General features: G+C 39.5%; 10 protein-coding genes. 4 read left to right on the top strand and 6 right to left on the bottom strand.

All coding sequences use genetic code 11. The annotated features are described in order from the left end of the window. Positions 1–88: 88 nt before the first annotated feature. Positions 89–2524 (bottom strand): transketolase, encoded by a 2436-nt coding sequence (locus HYU69_05000; protein MBI2269701.1) that lies wholly within the window; start codon positions 2522–2524, stop codon positions 89–91. A gap of 214 nt (positions 2525–2738) precedes the next feature. Between HYU69_05000 and HYU69_05005 the strand changes: the two genes are divergently transcribed. Together HYU69_05005 and HYU69_05010 are read left to right on the top strand one after the other, a co-directional pair. Next, entirely contained in the window at positions 2739–3842 is a 1104-nt protein-coding gene (locus HYU69_05005) for a T9SS type A sorting domain-containing protein (protein ID MBI2269702.1), read from the top strand. 59 nt (positions 3843–3901) lie between these two features. Next, positions 3902–4801, top strand: coding sequence for a T9SS type A sorting domain-containing protein (locus HYU69_05010; GenBank protein ID MBI2269703.1), 900 nt, complete (start codon positions 3902–3904; stop codon positions 4799–4801). Positions 4802–4808: 7 nt separating this feature from the next. Here the strand turns inward: HYU69_05010 and HYU69_05015 are convergent, their stop codons facing one another. The 5 genes from HYU69_05015 to HYU69_05035 form a co-directional block, all read right to left on the bottom strand. Continuing rightward, the gene (locus HYU69_05015; GenBank protein MBI2269704.1) at positions 4809–5423 is read right to left on the bottom strand and encodes a fumarylacetoacetate hydrolase family protein; all 615 of its coding nucleotides are present in this window, start codon (positions 5421–5423) and stop codon (positions 4809–4811) included. Positions 5424–5475: 52 nt separating this feature from the next. Beyond that, positions 5476–6252, bottom strand: a complete 777-nt coding sequence (locus HYU69_05020) for a 3'-5' exonuclease (GenBank protein ID MBI2269705.1) — start codon at positions 6250–6252, stop codon at positions 5476–5478. Between the two features lie 8 nt (positions 6253–6260). Next, complete coding sequence (locus HYU69_05025; GenBank protein MBI2269706.1) at positions 6261–7694, bottom strand: PD40 domain-containing protein; 1434 nt, start codon at positions 7692–7694, stop codon at positions 6261–6263. Between the two features lie 211 nt (positions 7695–7905). Continuing rightward, positions 7906–9483 carry a PD40 domain-containing protein gene (locus HYU69_05030; protein MBI2269707.1) on the bottom strand — a complete coding sequence of 526 codons (1578 nt, stop codon included), beginning with the start codon at positions 9481–9483 and terminating at the stop codon, positions 7906–7908. 89 nt (positions 9484–9572) lie between these two features. Beyond that, positions 9573–11900 (bottom strand): PD40 domain-containing protein, encoded by a 2328-nt coding sequence (locus tag HYU69_05035; protein ID MBI2269708.1) that lies wholly within the window; start codon positions 11898–11900, stop codon positions 9573–9575. A 500-nt stretch (positions 11901–12400) separates the two neighbouring features. Here HYU69_05035 and HYU69_05040 point away from each other — a divergent pair, with 500 nt between their 5' ends. Both HYU69_05040 and HYU69_05045 read left to right on the top strand, forming a co-directional pair. Further along, positions 12401–12868 carry a hypothetical protein gene (locus HYU69_05040; protein ID MBI2269709.1) on the top strand — a complete coding sequence of 156 codons (468 nt, stop codon included), beginning with the start codon at positions 12401–12403 and terminating at the stop codon, positions 12866–12868. A gap of 284 nt (positions 12869–13152) precedes the next feature. Continuing rightward, a partial coding sequence (locus tag HYU69_05045) for an N-6 DNA methylase (GenBank protein MBI2269710.1) occupies positions 13153–14578 on the top strand: 1426 nt, incomplete at its 3' end.

The following is a 14578-nucleotide window of genomic DNA, read 5'->3' on the forward strand; positions in this document are numbered from 1 at the left end:
ATTGAACGACGTTGATTAACTATTTTTTTTACACACCCCTTGCCCCTCTCAAGAGGGGAGCTTGCGCCCAGGGCTATACGAATTACATTTAATAAATAGCAGGAAACTTACCCGGATCAAGCTCGTGCATTATATTATATACACTATCAAATACATCGTCGGCACTCGGTTTGCTGAAGTAGCTGCCATCACTGCCGTATGGGGGACGGTGTTCTTTGGCAGTTAATGTATGTGGAGTTGAATCGAGGTATTGATACCCTCCCTGGTCTTCCAAAACTTTTTGCATCATATAGGCACTCGCACCTCCGGGAACATCTTCATCAAGAAATACCACACGGTTTGTTTTCTTTAATGATTCAACAAGAGTGTTGTGAATATCAAATGGTAAAAGAGTGCGTACATCAATAATTTCAACAGTTATATCGACTTCTTTCAACAGTGCAGCTGCTTCAAGTGCGACACGGCAGCAGGAGCCATAGGTTATTACAGTCACATCAGTTCCTTCGTAAATAACTTCGGGTATGCCAAGCGCGATTTTAAATTCTCCGAAATTTGAGGGGACCTGTTCTTTTAAACGATAGGCGTTGAGCGGCTCTATCACTATGCCAGGTTCGTCCGATTGAAGCAGGGTGTTGTAAAAAGCTGCTGCTTGTGTCATATTGCGGGGAACGCATACATGCATGCCACGCAATGCATGTATAATCATACCCATCGGTGAGCCGCTATGCCAGACTCCTTCAAAGCGGTGCCCGCGTGTGCGAATAATTACAGGTGCTTTTTGACGGCCTTTGGTACGGTACTGGATTGTCGCGAGATCATCGCTCATGATCTGTAATGCATACAATAAATAATCAAGGTACTGGATCTCGGCTATGGGTCGAAGGCCGCGCATGGCCATACCTATAGCCTGACCAATGATAGTAGCTTCACGAATGCCTGTATCAAATACGCGGTCTTCGCCGTATTTTTTTTGTAAACCTTCAAGTCCTTGATTTACTCCGCCAATTTTCCCCGAATCTTCACCAAAGATCAGAACTTCAGGATATTTATTCAGAATAGCGTCAAAATTATCCCGTAAAATTTCACGGCCATCACAATCTTTGTTGTCGCCCGGATATTCGATGGCGCTGGATTGTACATTTAAAACCGATAGAGGCGACTGGCTGTAAAGGAATGAATTGTATCGATCGTGATTTTCGATGTTAGATAAATTCAGCCAATCAATCAGTTTTTGTCTGGATGAAAAATTTTCATTGCGTATCAATCGCAACACTTTTTTAGCGTTTCCGACAATATCTTTTCGGGCGGGCTCGGTATCGGCAAGCAGTTGGGCTTTTATTGTTCTGATGTCTCCTGCACAAGCACTTTCCGCGGCAATTTCATCAAATATTGAAGCGACGTCACGTGCTTCACTCAGAATGGGATTAAGGTACGCCGCCCAGGCCGCATTCTTAGCTTGTCTTACAGCTGTTTTTGCATTGTTTTCAATTTGATTTAATTCTTCATCGGTTGCAATCGCGCTTTCAATAATCCATTCCCGCATTTTTTTTATCCCATCAAATTCTTTTTCCCAATCCATGCGTTCTTTCGATTTATAACGCTCATGTGAACCGGATGTGCTGTGGCCCTGAGGCTGTGTAACTTCTTCCACATGGATGAGCACAGGAACATGTTCTTCGCGGCAGATCTTTATCGCTTTTTCATAGGTTTCACAGAGATGGGCATAATCCCATCCTTTGGTTTTGAATATTTCAAATCCTTTCCCGTTCTCATCTCGCTGAAAGCCTTTTAAAATTTCAGAAATACTTTCCTTGGTTGTTTGATATTTTTTGGGAACCGAAATGCCATGGCCGTCATCCCAAACGGAAACAAGCATTGGTATTTGCATTACGCCGGCGGCGTTTATGGTTTCCCAGAACAAACCTTCCGAAGTGCTTGCATCTCCGATGGTTCCGAACGCGACCTCATTACCCTGGTCAGAGAATAGTTTGAATTTACCTGCCTGTAATTCGGGATTTATTTTATAATATTTGGAAGCCATTGCATGGCCGAGTAAACGCGGCATCTGGCTGCCAGTAGGAGAAACATCCGAAGAAGAATTTTTTATTTTCATCAGATCTTTCCATGTTCCGTCCGGGTTAACGCTTTGTGTGCCAAAATGTCCTCCCATCTGACGCCCGGCACTCATGGGCTCTGCGGTTAAATCCGCATGCGCATACAGGCCTGCGAACCATTCCTGTAAAGTAAGATTGCCGGTTGCGAACATAAAGGTTTGATCACGGTAATAGCCAGAACGAAAATCTCCGTCACGAAACACCTTTGCCATTGCTATCTGCGGCACTTCTTTTCCATCACCGAAAATTCCGAATTTTGCTTTTCCGGTAAGAGCCTCTTTGCGACCCATTAAACTCGCTTCGCGGCTTTCATTAACAATCCGGAAATCATCGAGAACTATTTTTTTGAATTGTTCAAACGATAACTCTTCCCGGGTACCTGTCTTTTTATTTTCACCTGTTTGTGCCATAAAACCTTTGTTTTTTTCAGTGTACTACCATACGCACAATTTATACTTATTTAATTCCCGCATAATCTATATATTGCTACGTGTACAAACCTACTAAATCAATCTTCAATTATCAATGTTAAAGGCATTTTGCATGATAATGGGGTGATTTGTGTGTTTTGAAATTTGTGTTTAAAGTATTATATTAGTTATTTGTCGGTAACCCCAAAATCATATGGAAAAAAATTACTTTAAGGTAACTATATTGTTGCTATTAGTCGCTTTTACCGGTGTTTCACAAATAACAATTACAACGGCCGATCTTTTATCTAAAGATGATACTATTCGGATGAGTAACGCTACGGTTAGCGGGATCCCTGATCCGGCGCTTACAGGAACAAACTATACCTGGGATTATTCTTTATTGAACCCAACCATCCAGTACGTTGATACTTTTGTAAAAGTGACTTCAACTCTTTTTGCTTATCAGTTGTATTTTAACAATCCACTTAGTCCGAAATATAAGGCCAACTTTGCTCAAAAGGCGCCGGATTTTAATGCTTTTTCGCAGATTACTCTTGAAAATTCATACAATTTTTTTAAGAACAGTACTGCTGAATATTCCATTGTTGGTTTTGGTTCAACAATCAACAGTGTTCCAATGTCAGTGAAATATGATTCTGTAGATGTGGTTTATAAGTTTCCGATAAATTACGGCAATAAGGATTCCACCATTTCTAAATATGTGTTTTCGATTCCCGGGATCGGTTATTTCGGACAGCGTAAAAAGCGCGTTAATGAAGTAGAAGGATGGGGGACAGTTAAAACTCCCTATGGTACATTCCCGGCACTTAAGGTTAAATCAACATTGTATATTACTGATACTATCTATTATTCAACATTAAGTTTTGGTCTTTCATTGCCCTTGCCAAAGCAATATGAATACAAGTGGTTAGCGGCTGGCAAAAGGGTCCCTGTATTGGAAATTGATGTCACAGGATCTGCAAATACACGCGTCGCTTATCGTGATAGTATTCGTCCGGGAGTTCCAAAAGTCGGCATTAATGAATTAACAGAGAGTAGTAATTTTTTGGTGTACCCCAATCCGGCCAATGAAAGTGTAACTGTAAATTATATCCTGGCTGAGGCTTGTTCTGTAAGGCTCGACCTGATTGATGTATATGGCAGATCAATACAAATACTTCTTGACGATAAAAAACAAGCCGGACCGTATTCATACCTGTTTAATGTAAAGGAAGCGGATATCGCTAAAGGGATATATTTCACGAGGCTTACGATCAATGGAGTATCTTTGGTAAATAAATTGATTGTGCAATAACTGTTTTTGTAAGTCATTAATTCTATATATATAGCGATTACCAAAATATCTTAGCTACAATGAAAAAATCTATACTCTTTTTACTTATTTCAACATCAGCTATCATTGCCCCCGCCCAATGCATTTCATTTACTGAGAATAGTTTTGAGAATTGGGTAATTGAAAACGATACAACGATGTTTGGCCAGCCATTTGTTTATGAGCATCCAAAAGATACCTGGTTCTCCATGGCAGATGTATTTGGCTTTTTATTTTCAGGTACAGGAACTCCTGTCTTGAATAAAACAACTGATAAGAACAGCGGAAGTTACGCGATGAAAATGATCGCGACAAAGGATAATGACGGGGATCTTATAGGACTTGGAGCAATGACTTCCCGTCCCAAAAAGATCACCGGATATTTTAAATATAATGGAGGTGCTTCCGACTCGTTGTCTGTATTTGCGTACCTGGTTAATGGCTCATCGGAGGATTTTATTTTTGGAGGTGATACAAGTCAGGCATTAGCGAGTGCTATAATGTTGCAAAAATCATCAGTAAGTACGTATACCAAGTTTAGTATTGATTTTAAATACAAATCGGCCGCAATTCCCGATTCGTTCGCTATAATGATGGTTTTGAATAATCACAATACAGGCGGTATTAACGCATGGTTTGATGATATATGTTTTGAGGGAGTTACAGGTATTGAGGAAAGTGAGTTTATAAGCAACCTGCGGTTTTTTAATCCGGGAAATGATAGATTTCAGCTTTCAATGAGTTTCGAAAGGCCACTGGAAAATTTTCAGGCACATATATTCGATCTTTCCGGTCGCGAAGTGTTTGGTAAAGTGCTGAATAATGGAGCCAAAACCGAATTTATGGATGAATTTGATCTCGCCGGATTAAATTCGGGAATTTACCTGTTGCAGCTACAGAATGGCGAATTGATTATCAGCAGGAAGTTTCACATACAATAATCCAATCCTATTTCACCTCAAATTCCAGCATCTTTTCACCTTCAATAAAGGCTTCCAGTTTATCGCCGATCTTTACAGGGCCAACACCTTCAGGCGTTCCGGTAAAGATCATGTCGCCCTGGCGGAGTGTTACAAAGGTGGATACATAAGCAATAATATTATCGAACGAAGTCAGGAGGTCGGCTGTATTGCCCTTTTGAACGGTTGTTTCGTTAATATTTAAATGGAAATTAATATTGTTTATGTCACCGAATTTTTTTTTAGGTAAAAATTTTCCTACCGGAGCGGAGCTGTCGAATGCCTTTGCTTTTTCCCATGGGTGGCCTTTTTCTTTGCATTTGGCCTGCAGGTCGCGGGCTGTAAAATCAATACCAATACCAATCTCATCGTAATAATTTTTGGCGAAATCAGCATCAATATATTTACCTGTTTTCGAGATCTTTAATACCAGCTCAACTTCATGATGTATCTCTTTCGAAAATGAAGGATGATAAAAGGGTTTATTGTCGACGACAAGCGCAGTATCTGGTTTCATAAAGAATACAGGTTCTGCGTCTGTTTTAAATGATTGCATTTCTTTAATGTGATTGGCGTAGTTTAAGCCGATGCAGATGATTTTCATGTTGTCGGTTATTGGTTGTCAGTTGTTGGTTTGTTGGATCAACAACCAACAACTAATTAGTTTTACTGCTCACTCCCCGTAAACGAATCTGAGTAATGATCTTTTTTGTATACAATGGGAAATCTCCGTTCATCATCCATTGATAATACGACGGTTCTGTTTTAAAAATAACTTCCACCGATTTTCCAGTATGTTTTCCGAAATTGAAAACTTCAACGCCTTCTTTATTGTAAATTATTCTTCCAGCCAGGTCAACTGCGGAATTTTGCATGGAAAAATCGTGCAGGAAGGCAGCATCATTTTTCAGGTCGGGATATTTATCAAGCTGCGCTTCCAGTATTTCCTGTGTTGCAATGATATCTGCTTCGGCACTATGAGCGTTCTCCAAGTCTTTTTTGCAGTAAAATTTATAGGCGGCGGAAAGTGTTCGCTGCTCTTTTTTGTGAAAAATATTTTGCACATCAATGCATTTACGCCCGGCCATTTCAAAATCGATTTCGGCACGCAAAAATTCTTCAACTAATAATGGTATGTCGAATTTGTTTGAGTTATATCCTGCCAGGTCACATCCTTCCAGGAAGGTGTTTAGTTCACGCGCAACGGATTTAAAGGTCGGACAATCTTTAACATCTTCATCCTTTATACCATGTATAGCGCTGGATTGAGGCGGTATCGGGATGGTAGGATTTATTTTTTTTGTTTTAATATCTTTTGATCCGTCCGGGTTGATTTTTAGTATGGAGATCTCTACAATACGATCGGAGGCTACATTTACTCCTGTAGTTTCCAGATCAAAAAAGGCGATTGGCCGTGTCAGATTTAATTGCACAAGATGAATTATTTAGGGTTAGGATCTTTAGTTAACTGGAAGTCCTGCTTTTGTTCAGGAAGGAAAGGAACGTCAGTGATAGTAAGGATCAGGTTGTAATCCTGGTAGCCATCAGCTTTTACTGTAAGGGTATATTTTCCGGGTGTGAGTGCCATAACATATTTACCGGTCGATTTTACGGGTGTGAATTTCTGTGTTTCTTTCGAATCTATTTTAACAGCTATGATCTGTTTTTTAATATAGGGACTCAGCGTATCTGTTGTTGTAACATAACCGCTTACAATACTATACCTGTTCTTCCCTTTGTTGAATTTTATTTTGTAAAGGTCCAGGTCACCACTGCCTCCCTCTCTTGAGGCAGAAATATAGGCGTAACAGCTGTCGTTTGTAAATGATATACTCAGATCATCGTCAGGTGTATTAAGGGGATACCCCAGGTTTTGAGGATACGACCATGTATTGGTTTCGGTATTGTAAACCGATTTGAAAATGTCAAACCCGCCCATTGACGAATGCCCCTGTGAAGCGAAGTAAAGTGTTTTGCAATCAGCGCTGATGTGCGGATAGTCCTCTTTGTATTTGGTGTTGATCTGGTTGCCAAAAATTTGCGGCAGAGCCCAATTCCCATTCGGTAATTTTTTTATCATGTAGAGGTCGGTTTCCCCAAATCCGTCTCCGCGCTTGCTGGCAAAAACCACTACATCCCTATCAGGCGTGGTGGTTCCGGAAGTTTCAAACCCCGAATTTACATCGGGACCGAACTTTACAAGTCTGGAGAACAAATTTTTATTGTTCTCTGAAAAATAAATATTTCCAACAGTATCAACATGGTCAATATAAACCACCATTGTTTTTCCGTTTGCCGTAATATCAACGGCCTGTTCATCAAACCTGGTGTTTACCTGTACTCCGATGTCCTTTGGTTTTTGCCAAACGCCGTCTTTCGGGAGTGAAATGAATATATCTGAAGCGTAATACCCGTCTATTTCAGGTTCGCCGGCTCCTTTGGGCCGCCTTGTGGTGAAGATCATGTATGATTCGTCTGCAGGAATAAGCGGATTATAATCAGGAAATTCAGTGTTGATCTGTTTGCCAAGATTTATAAAGTTTACATCCAGCGGATATTTAATAAGTTCTTTGGCGTTATTGCAGGTTTCGATCTGGCGCCTGGCTTGTTCCGTCAAATCGCCCCTGGAATTGGTCATGCATTTTTCATAAGCGGTTATAGCTTCGTCAAAACGATAAGCATACTGATACGCTTTTCCAAGCTGAAAAATATTTTCTTCATCAGGATGATTGGGTACGGCGCAAACAAATTCAATGAAAGGAATTGCAGCGGCTTTATTGATATTTGTATTGAGGTAACACAAGGCGGTCTTAAGGTTATAGTCAACATTTTTTGGTTGTTGTTTCACAAGCTCTTTGTAGATCGGCAGAGCCATTATGTAATTTTTGTGGGAGAAGTGTTCTTTTGCCAGGGCAGGATCTGCGGTCTTACGGTTTTGAGCAAGAGAAAAAGGAAGTAAAAAAAGAGAAAAGAGAAAGCAGAGAATAAAGTGTTTTATTTTCACGGGGTTTATCACTGAATAATTGAAACCGGGATAAAAGTAAAGAAAAATGCTATAATGTTATAATACAAATACAAAAGGGGCATCAGGGGGTTTTGATCAATAAAAAGTTTTTTCTTACTTCCGGTTGAAAAGAACCTTTGCCAGGTATTGTAATATTTTCTGTTAAGGTTGCAAATCCTTTTCCTTCAATAGAAACGCTGTATCTTCCCGGCTCCAGTGCCATTACATATTTTCCGCTTGCAGGTATTGGCGTATAGCGGAATTCTTCTTTGGTTGAAAGATTAATTGCCGTAATCAGAAGGTCGTTTTTGGGAGCCAGGCTGTCACTTAAATTAACAAAGCCCGAAACTAATGTATAAAGTTGATCAGAATCATTAAAGCGCAGCCGCCAGATGTCGAGGTCTCCCATTCCCCCTGGTCGGGAGATTGACATATATGCAAATCTTTCTTTTTCAGTGAATGAAATGGTGTAGTTGTCATCACTAGTGTTAATGGGGTAACCCAGGTTTTTTGGTTCTGTCCAGGTATTATTTTCATTATTGTAAACGGATTTGAATATGTCGTACCCGCCCATGCTGGAGTGGCCCTGTGAAGTGAAATATAAGGTTTGTCCATCCTCAGAAAAGTGGGGAAAGTCTTCGTTGTACTGCGTGTTAATGGTTTTGCCCAGGTTTTGAGGTGTGGCCCATTGTCCGTTGGGTAGTTTTTTAGCCATATACAGATCTGTTCCCCCGAGTCCTCCGGAACGTTCACTTGTAAAAAAAATGATCTGTCCGTTATCACTTACACATCCGGAAGTTTCAAATCCTGAATTAACATTATTATTTAATTTAGAAAGTTTGTGAAATTTACCATTCACATAATTCGAAACATAAATATTACCGAGGCTGTCTATATGATCGATATATACAGTCATGCTTGAGCCATCAGGTGAAAGTCCTACAGTTTGTTCGTCAAAGGGGGTATTCACGGGTCCGCCGATGTTTGTTGCTTTTACCCAGTTGCCATCCTTTACAGTTGACATATAAATATCCGAAGGATACAACCCATCCATTTCAAGCACACTGCTTTTGCCGCCTTTTCTTCTGCTTGTGAACACCATAAACGATTCGTTTTGAGTTGCAAACGGGTAATAGTCGGCAAACTCCGAGTTTAAATCCTTTCCAAGATTTTCGAATGTTACATTCAACGGAAATTTTACAAATTGTTTTCCATTATAACAGGTTTCAATAGCGTGGTCGGCCCGTTGAATGTCTTTTTTTGAGGCTTTTTCTTTGTATGTTGAATAAGCTTTGATCGCATCATCGAAACGATTGGCATACTGATAAGCATTGCCGAGGTAAAACCAGGCTTCATTATCACCTTTTCCTTTTTTTGTGATCTTCTCCAGGTATTGTATAGCCTGGGTTTTATCAAGGTGTGTATTCAGATAACAGAGTGCCACTTTGTAATTATAATCAATATCATCCGGATCGCGTTTAAGCAATTCTTTGTATGAGCGCAATGCTGTCAGATAATTGTGATGCTCAAAATGTTCATTGGCTTCACGCGGGTCAAGGAATGGACCACCCGGCTTTTGTGCGTAGGCATTACAGGTCATTATAACCACCAAAAGGAGGGAGGAAAACGATCTTATACTATTGTTAATTGTCCGTGTCATGGGTTGTAATGCCAATTGTGCAATAATATTGCCAAAATACATAAGATACACCAGGCGAGAAAAAATAGTACTCCTGAAATTAAACAAAATCATTTTGTTCCAATGATCTTCAGTTCCACGCGCCTGTTTTTTTGCATGCCTTCAGCGCTATCGTTGTCCGCAATAGGTTTAGTTGAACCATAACCCAGCGGAACCAGGCGTTTTTTGTCGATACCTTTATAATAGTATGGTGCAATATAATAGCTTCTTTCATTTTCTACCAGGTAGTTAACTACAGATTGCGCACGGGCTTGGGATAAACGCAGGTTGACATCCTCGCTTCCGGAATTGTCGGTATGGCCGGATATTTCGATCCTTATTGCGGGGTTCTGGCTTAAAATATCATATACTTTTTCCAATTCTGTTTTCGATTCCTTGGTTAATGTGGCTAATCCTGTATCAAAGAAAACGTTATTTAAAACTATTGTGGATCCGGCGGTAACTTTTTCCAACTGCACGTTACGTTTGATCTCGGAAAAGTCAGCTTGTTTTGGAATATCAATATTTTCAGAATGAAATAAATATCCAATTACTTCAAAAGACATATTGTAGTTTTTTCCGCTCTCCAGTGAAGCGTAATACAGACCCGAATCGTTCAGGGCCTGGTATGTTTTTACGATCTGACCCGTTGCATTGTCTTTAATGATAACTTTTACATCGGACAAGGATTTTCCTTCGGCGTTCTTTACTACTCCGCTTACAGATATGTAGCCCGACTTTTTGGTCTCGAAATTCATCAGGTTCAACCGGACTTCCCGCTTAAGTTCCTGATAAGCGCTTCCCGGTTCAATTTTTATTGTTTCAGTTGAGGGTAGATAATCATCGGCTTCGTACTTTATCGTATACGTTTTACCATGTGGCCCGGAATTAAGCACCATAAGGTATTTGCCTGTTTTAACGTTAGGTTTGATGTCCTGTACAACCTCCCCGGTTTCATCATCTGTAGCGGTGATCATAACACCGCGTGGGATTTTAGCAGTGCTTCCGTCAAAAGTTAAATAACCAACCAATAAAGTAACAGGGTCAACCACACTTGAAGCAAGTGTCATTTTAAAGAGATCCTTTTCGCCGATCGAGCCTTCTCTTTCAGATGAAAAATAAGCCCGTCGCCCATCAGTAGACAAAACATAATAGATGTCGTCACCTGTAGTGTTAATAGGATAACCCAGATTTACTGGTTTTGACCATTTCATATTTGTCCGCTTTTTGCCGGCTTCTTCAGTTTTGACCGAATAGAAAATATCGAATCCTCCCATACTTTTAGGACCGTTGCTGCTGTAAAAGAGGGTAACACCATCCGGGTGGATGAAGGGAGCATCTTCATCAAACTCAGTGTTTATTGTCGGGCCCAGGTTTGTAGCAAGACTCCAGCTTCCGTTCGGCAGCTTAACGCATTTGTATATGTCACGACCTCCGTATCCTCCCGGGCGGTCACTAACAAAATAAAGATGCTGGTTGTCGGCCGATACACAGGCATGAGTTTCCCAATGTTTAGTATTGATATCGGAACCCACAGGCAAGCCAATACTCCAGCTGTTTCCATCATAGTTGCTGTAATAAATATCTCCCCCATTTTCGTTATTGAAAATAAAAAGTTGAGTGCCGTCAGCTGAAAGGCCAATAGCTGCATCGCTTTCGTCAGAATTGATGTACCGGCTTATTAATTTGGGTTTCGACCAATTGCCGTCAGAGAATTTATAGCTGATGTAAATGTCTTCAAAGTATTGTCCATCCGGGGTTTTGTCATCCGTAATTCCACCCGGACGTCTCGATGTAAAAATAAGGGTCGATTCATCAGCATTAATAACAGGACAATAATCCGGGTAGATGGTGTTAAATATGGGTCCCATATTTTCTATTTTGATATCGACTTTATTTTTTAATAAGGTTGTTCCTGAATTGCATTGGTCAATATGAAGCTTTAATTCTTTTGGCATTTTTTTATCATTAAAAAGATCAACGCAATACTGAAATTTTAATCCGGCCTGATCGAACTGGTAGTTCAGTTGATAGGCGAGTCCAAGGTAGTAATGGACCATTAAGGGAGCTTTGTCTTCAGAGGCATCATATTCGTGATAATGCTCGGTGGTATTTTTACTTGCTTTTAAAAGGTATTTTATAGATTTATCTTTTTGATTCGGGGAGTGCATATAAGCCAGGCCCAATTTGTAACGCATATTGGCATTATTGGAATCGAGTTTAAAGGCATTTAAATAGCTATTGATAGCCTCATTGTAGTTTTTTTCAAGGAACAACTTGTCGCCCTCATTAAAATATTTCTTAAATAGATTTTTGTCCTGCGCATTTGTGCTAACATTATGGCAAAACAATATAACTAACAAGGGTAAAGTATAGCTTTTGAGTACTTGTTTTATCATACTTACAAATGTAATAGTTTAATCAACATAATTTATTAAATACTAAGGCTGCCATTAAGCAGCCTTGTTAAAGTAGCATTCAAAATAATTTAGTCGGATGGCGGGATTTGACCCACGATCTCCGGTACATCATCTATAAATCTTTCACTGATATCACCCTATTTTGGTAATGATCTGGCGTTTTATTTTGATACTTTTTATTCACTTCCTGCAAGAAAACTAAAACTGTAAAAGCAATCTGCTCTCAGGATAATCGAGTAAGTGTATATCAGGTATCCTAACTCTCTTTTATCCTCCTGGTAATTCCCGATCCTGATCACTTAGGGTAAGGTTGCCCTGAAGGATGGGTTATGGCAATAGCAGGAAAATTCCTCTATATACTGTACCTGTCCAGATCTACTGACAGGGAATGACATTTATCTATTATTTACAATTGCTATAAAATGTAGTATTTATATGCTACAAAAATTAGTAATTTAGCGATCGCTAATCATCATCACATGGATAGGCAAATAGTGCATTTGGATTTAGACAGCTTTTTCATCAGCGTAGAACGATTAAAAGATTCAACCCTGTTAGGCAAACCTGTTATTGTGGGTGGCACATCCGACAGAGGAGTAGTCGCAAGTTGTTCGTATGAAGCGAGAGTATTCGGGCTTCATTCTGCTATGCCTATAAGACTGGCAAAACAATTATGCCCACATGGTATCTATATAAAGGGAGATATGGAATCTTATTCCAATTACTCCCGCATGGTAACAGATATAATTGAAGAAGAATCCCCTGCGGTAGAAAAAACCTCCATTGATGAACATTACATTGATATATCAGGAATGGACAAGTTTTACGGCAGTTTAAAATGGACAAAGGAACTACGTAAAAAAGTAATCAGAGAAACCGGACTTCCCATATCCTTTGGGTTATCCAGGCTACGATTCAAAACGAGCTTACAAAACAAAAAACTCTAAATGAGGGGGCTAAAGCCTGAGATTTAACCGGAAACCGGTATCTTTGTAAAAGATAAGAAAATTAGAATGTAAAAAATAAAATTAAAGACATATAAGGATTTGCGTTAAGCAATTTCTTCCAGCGAAAACTACCAATTTTTCAAAACAGAGGAGAGAAAAGCGAAACGCTCACGTAATGCGTGGGCTTTCTCTTATTTCCTCTGTTGGTATTGGTAGTACCTCGCTGGAGTAAGTTGAAATGACCCACGCAGATTTTTTTGTGGCTACCAAACACAAAAAAGCGAATGACTTATAATAAAGAAGCTGCCCAACAAAAGATTTCTGACCTTGTTATCCGTTTTGAAGAACAATACCACTCATACAAACTTTCTGATTATAATGAAACTCTTACCCGTAGGGATTTTATTGACCCATTTTTCAAGGCTCTTGGCTGGGATATTGACAATGAACAAGGCTATGCTGAAAGCTATCGGGAAGTAATTCACGAAGACAAAGTAAAAGTTGGCGGAGCGACAAAAGCACCTGACTATTCCTTTCGCTTAGTTGGTGGCAAACGCCTATTTTTTGTTGAGGCAAAGAAACCCAATGTTTTAGTTAAGGAAGAAATACCACCTGCATACCAAATACGCAGATACGGTTGGAGTGCTAAACTTCCTGTTTCAATTATTACAGATTTTGAGGAGTTCTCTATTTATGACTGCACAAAAAAGCCGAACCCGACAGACAAAGCGTCAATCGCAAGGATTAAATATTTAACCTTTAAGGAATACCTCAAAGAGTTTGATTTTATTTGGGAAACTTTCAGCAAAGAGAGAGTTTTAAAAGGCAGCTTTGACAAGTTCGTACAAAGCGATACTCATAAGAAGGGTACAGCCACCGTAGATAAGGAGTTTCTTCAATCACTCGACAGTTGGCGTACATATCTTGCAACAAGCATAGCTATAAATAACAAACAGCTTGACGAGGATGAAATAAATTTTGCCGTTCAGCAAACAATTGACAGGATAATTTTTTTGCGAATAGCCGAGGATAGAAGCGTTGAACCATATGGCAATTTAAAAGATGCAACTAAGCAAGGGGATTATTACAAAAATCTTTTTGAACAGTTTAACAGGGCAGATGAAAAGTATAATTCCGGGATTTTTGATTTCAATAAAGATAAAATCAGTAAGCATCTTAAAATTGATAACAAGGTTATAAAGAATATTATAACTGATTTGTATTTCCCAAGTCCTTATGCTTTTGATGCAATGCCTGTGGAAATTCTTGGAACGGCCTATGAGCAGTTTCTTGGAAAAGTAATCCGTATTACGGCAGGTCATCACGCGAAAGTTGAGGAAAAGCCTGAAGTGAGAAAAGCAGGTGGAGTATATTACACACCTCAATACATTGTTGACTATATCGTAAAGAATACAGTGGGAAAATTGATTGAAGGAAAAACACCAAAAGAAATAAGTAAAATAAAAATAGTTGATCCGGCTTGTGGTAGTGGCAGCTTTTTATTGGGAGCGTATCAGTATTTACTTGACTATCATAAAAACTACTATACAGGAAATGGTAAGATTTCAAAAGGCACTAAAGACAATACACTAACCCCAGAGGGCAACCTGAACACAGCCGAAAAAAAACGAATTCTGATAAACAAGATTTTCGGGGTAGATATTGACGTAAATGCAGTGGAGGTATCTAAATTGAGTTTGTTACTCAAAT

It is taken from the genome of Bacteroidota bacterium, from assembly GCA_016183775.1.
Lineage (GTDB): Bacteria > Bacteroidota > Bacteroidia > JABDFU01 > JABDFU01 > JABDFU01.

Bases quoted from the DNA above. Each gene is read 5' to 3' on its own strand.
- HYU69_05025 (MBI2269706.1), bottom strand. From the start codon at position 7,694: ATGGCTCTGCCGATCTACAAAGAGCTTGTGAAACAACAACCAAAAAAT.
- HYU69_05030 (MBI2269707.1), bottom strand. From the start codon at position 9,483: ATGACACGGACAATTAACAATAGTATAAGATCGTTTTCCTCCCTCCTT.
- HYU69_05010 (MBI2269703.1), top strand. From the start codon at position 3,902: ATGAAAAAATCTATACTCTTTTTACTTATTTCAACATCAGCTATCATT.
- HYU69_05000 (MBI2269701.1), bottom strand. From the start codon at position 2,524: ATGGCACAAACAGGTGAAAATAAAAAGACAGGTACCCGGGAAGAGTTA.
- HYU69_05040 (MBI2269709.1), top strand. From the start codon at position 12,401: ATGGATAGGCAAATAGTGCATTTGGATTTAGACAGCTTTTTCATCAGC.
- HYU69_05035 (MBI2269708.1), bottom strand. From the start codon at position 11,900: ATGATAAAACAAGTACTCAAAAGCTATACTTTACCCTTGTTAGTTATA.
- HYU69_05005 (MBI2269702.1), top strand. From the start codon at position 2,739: ATGGAAAAAAATTACTTTAAGGTAACTATATTGTTGCTATTAGTCGCT.
- HYU69_05015 (MBI2269704.1), bottom strand. From the start codon at position 5,423: ATGAAAATCATCTGCATCGGCTTAAACTACGCCAATCACATTAAAGAA.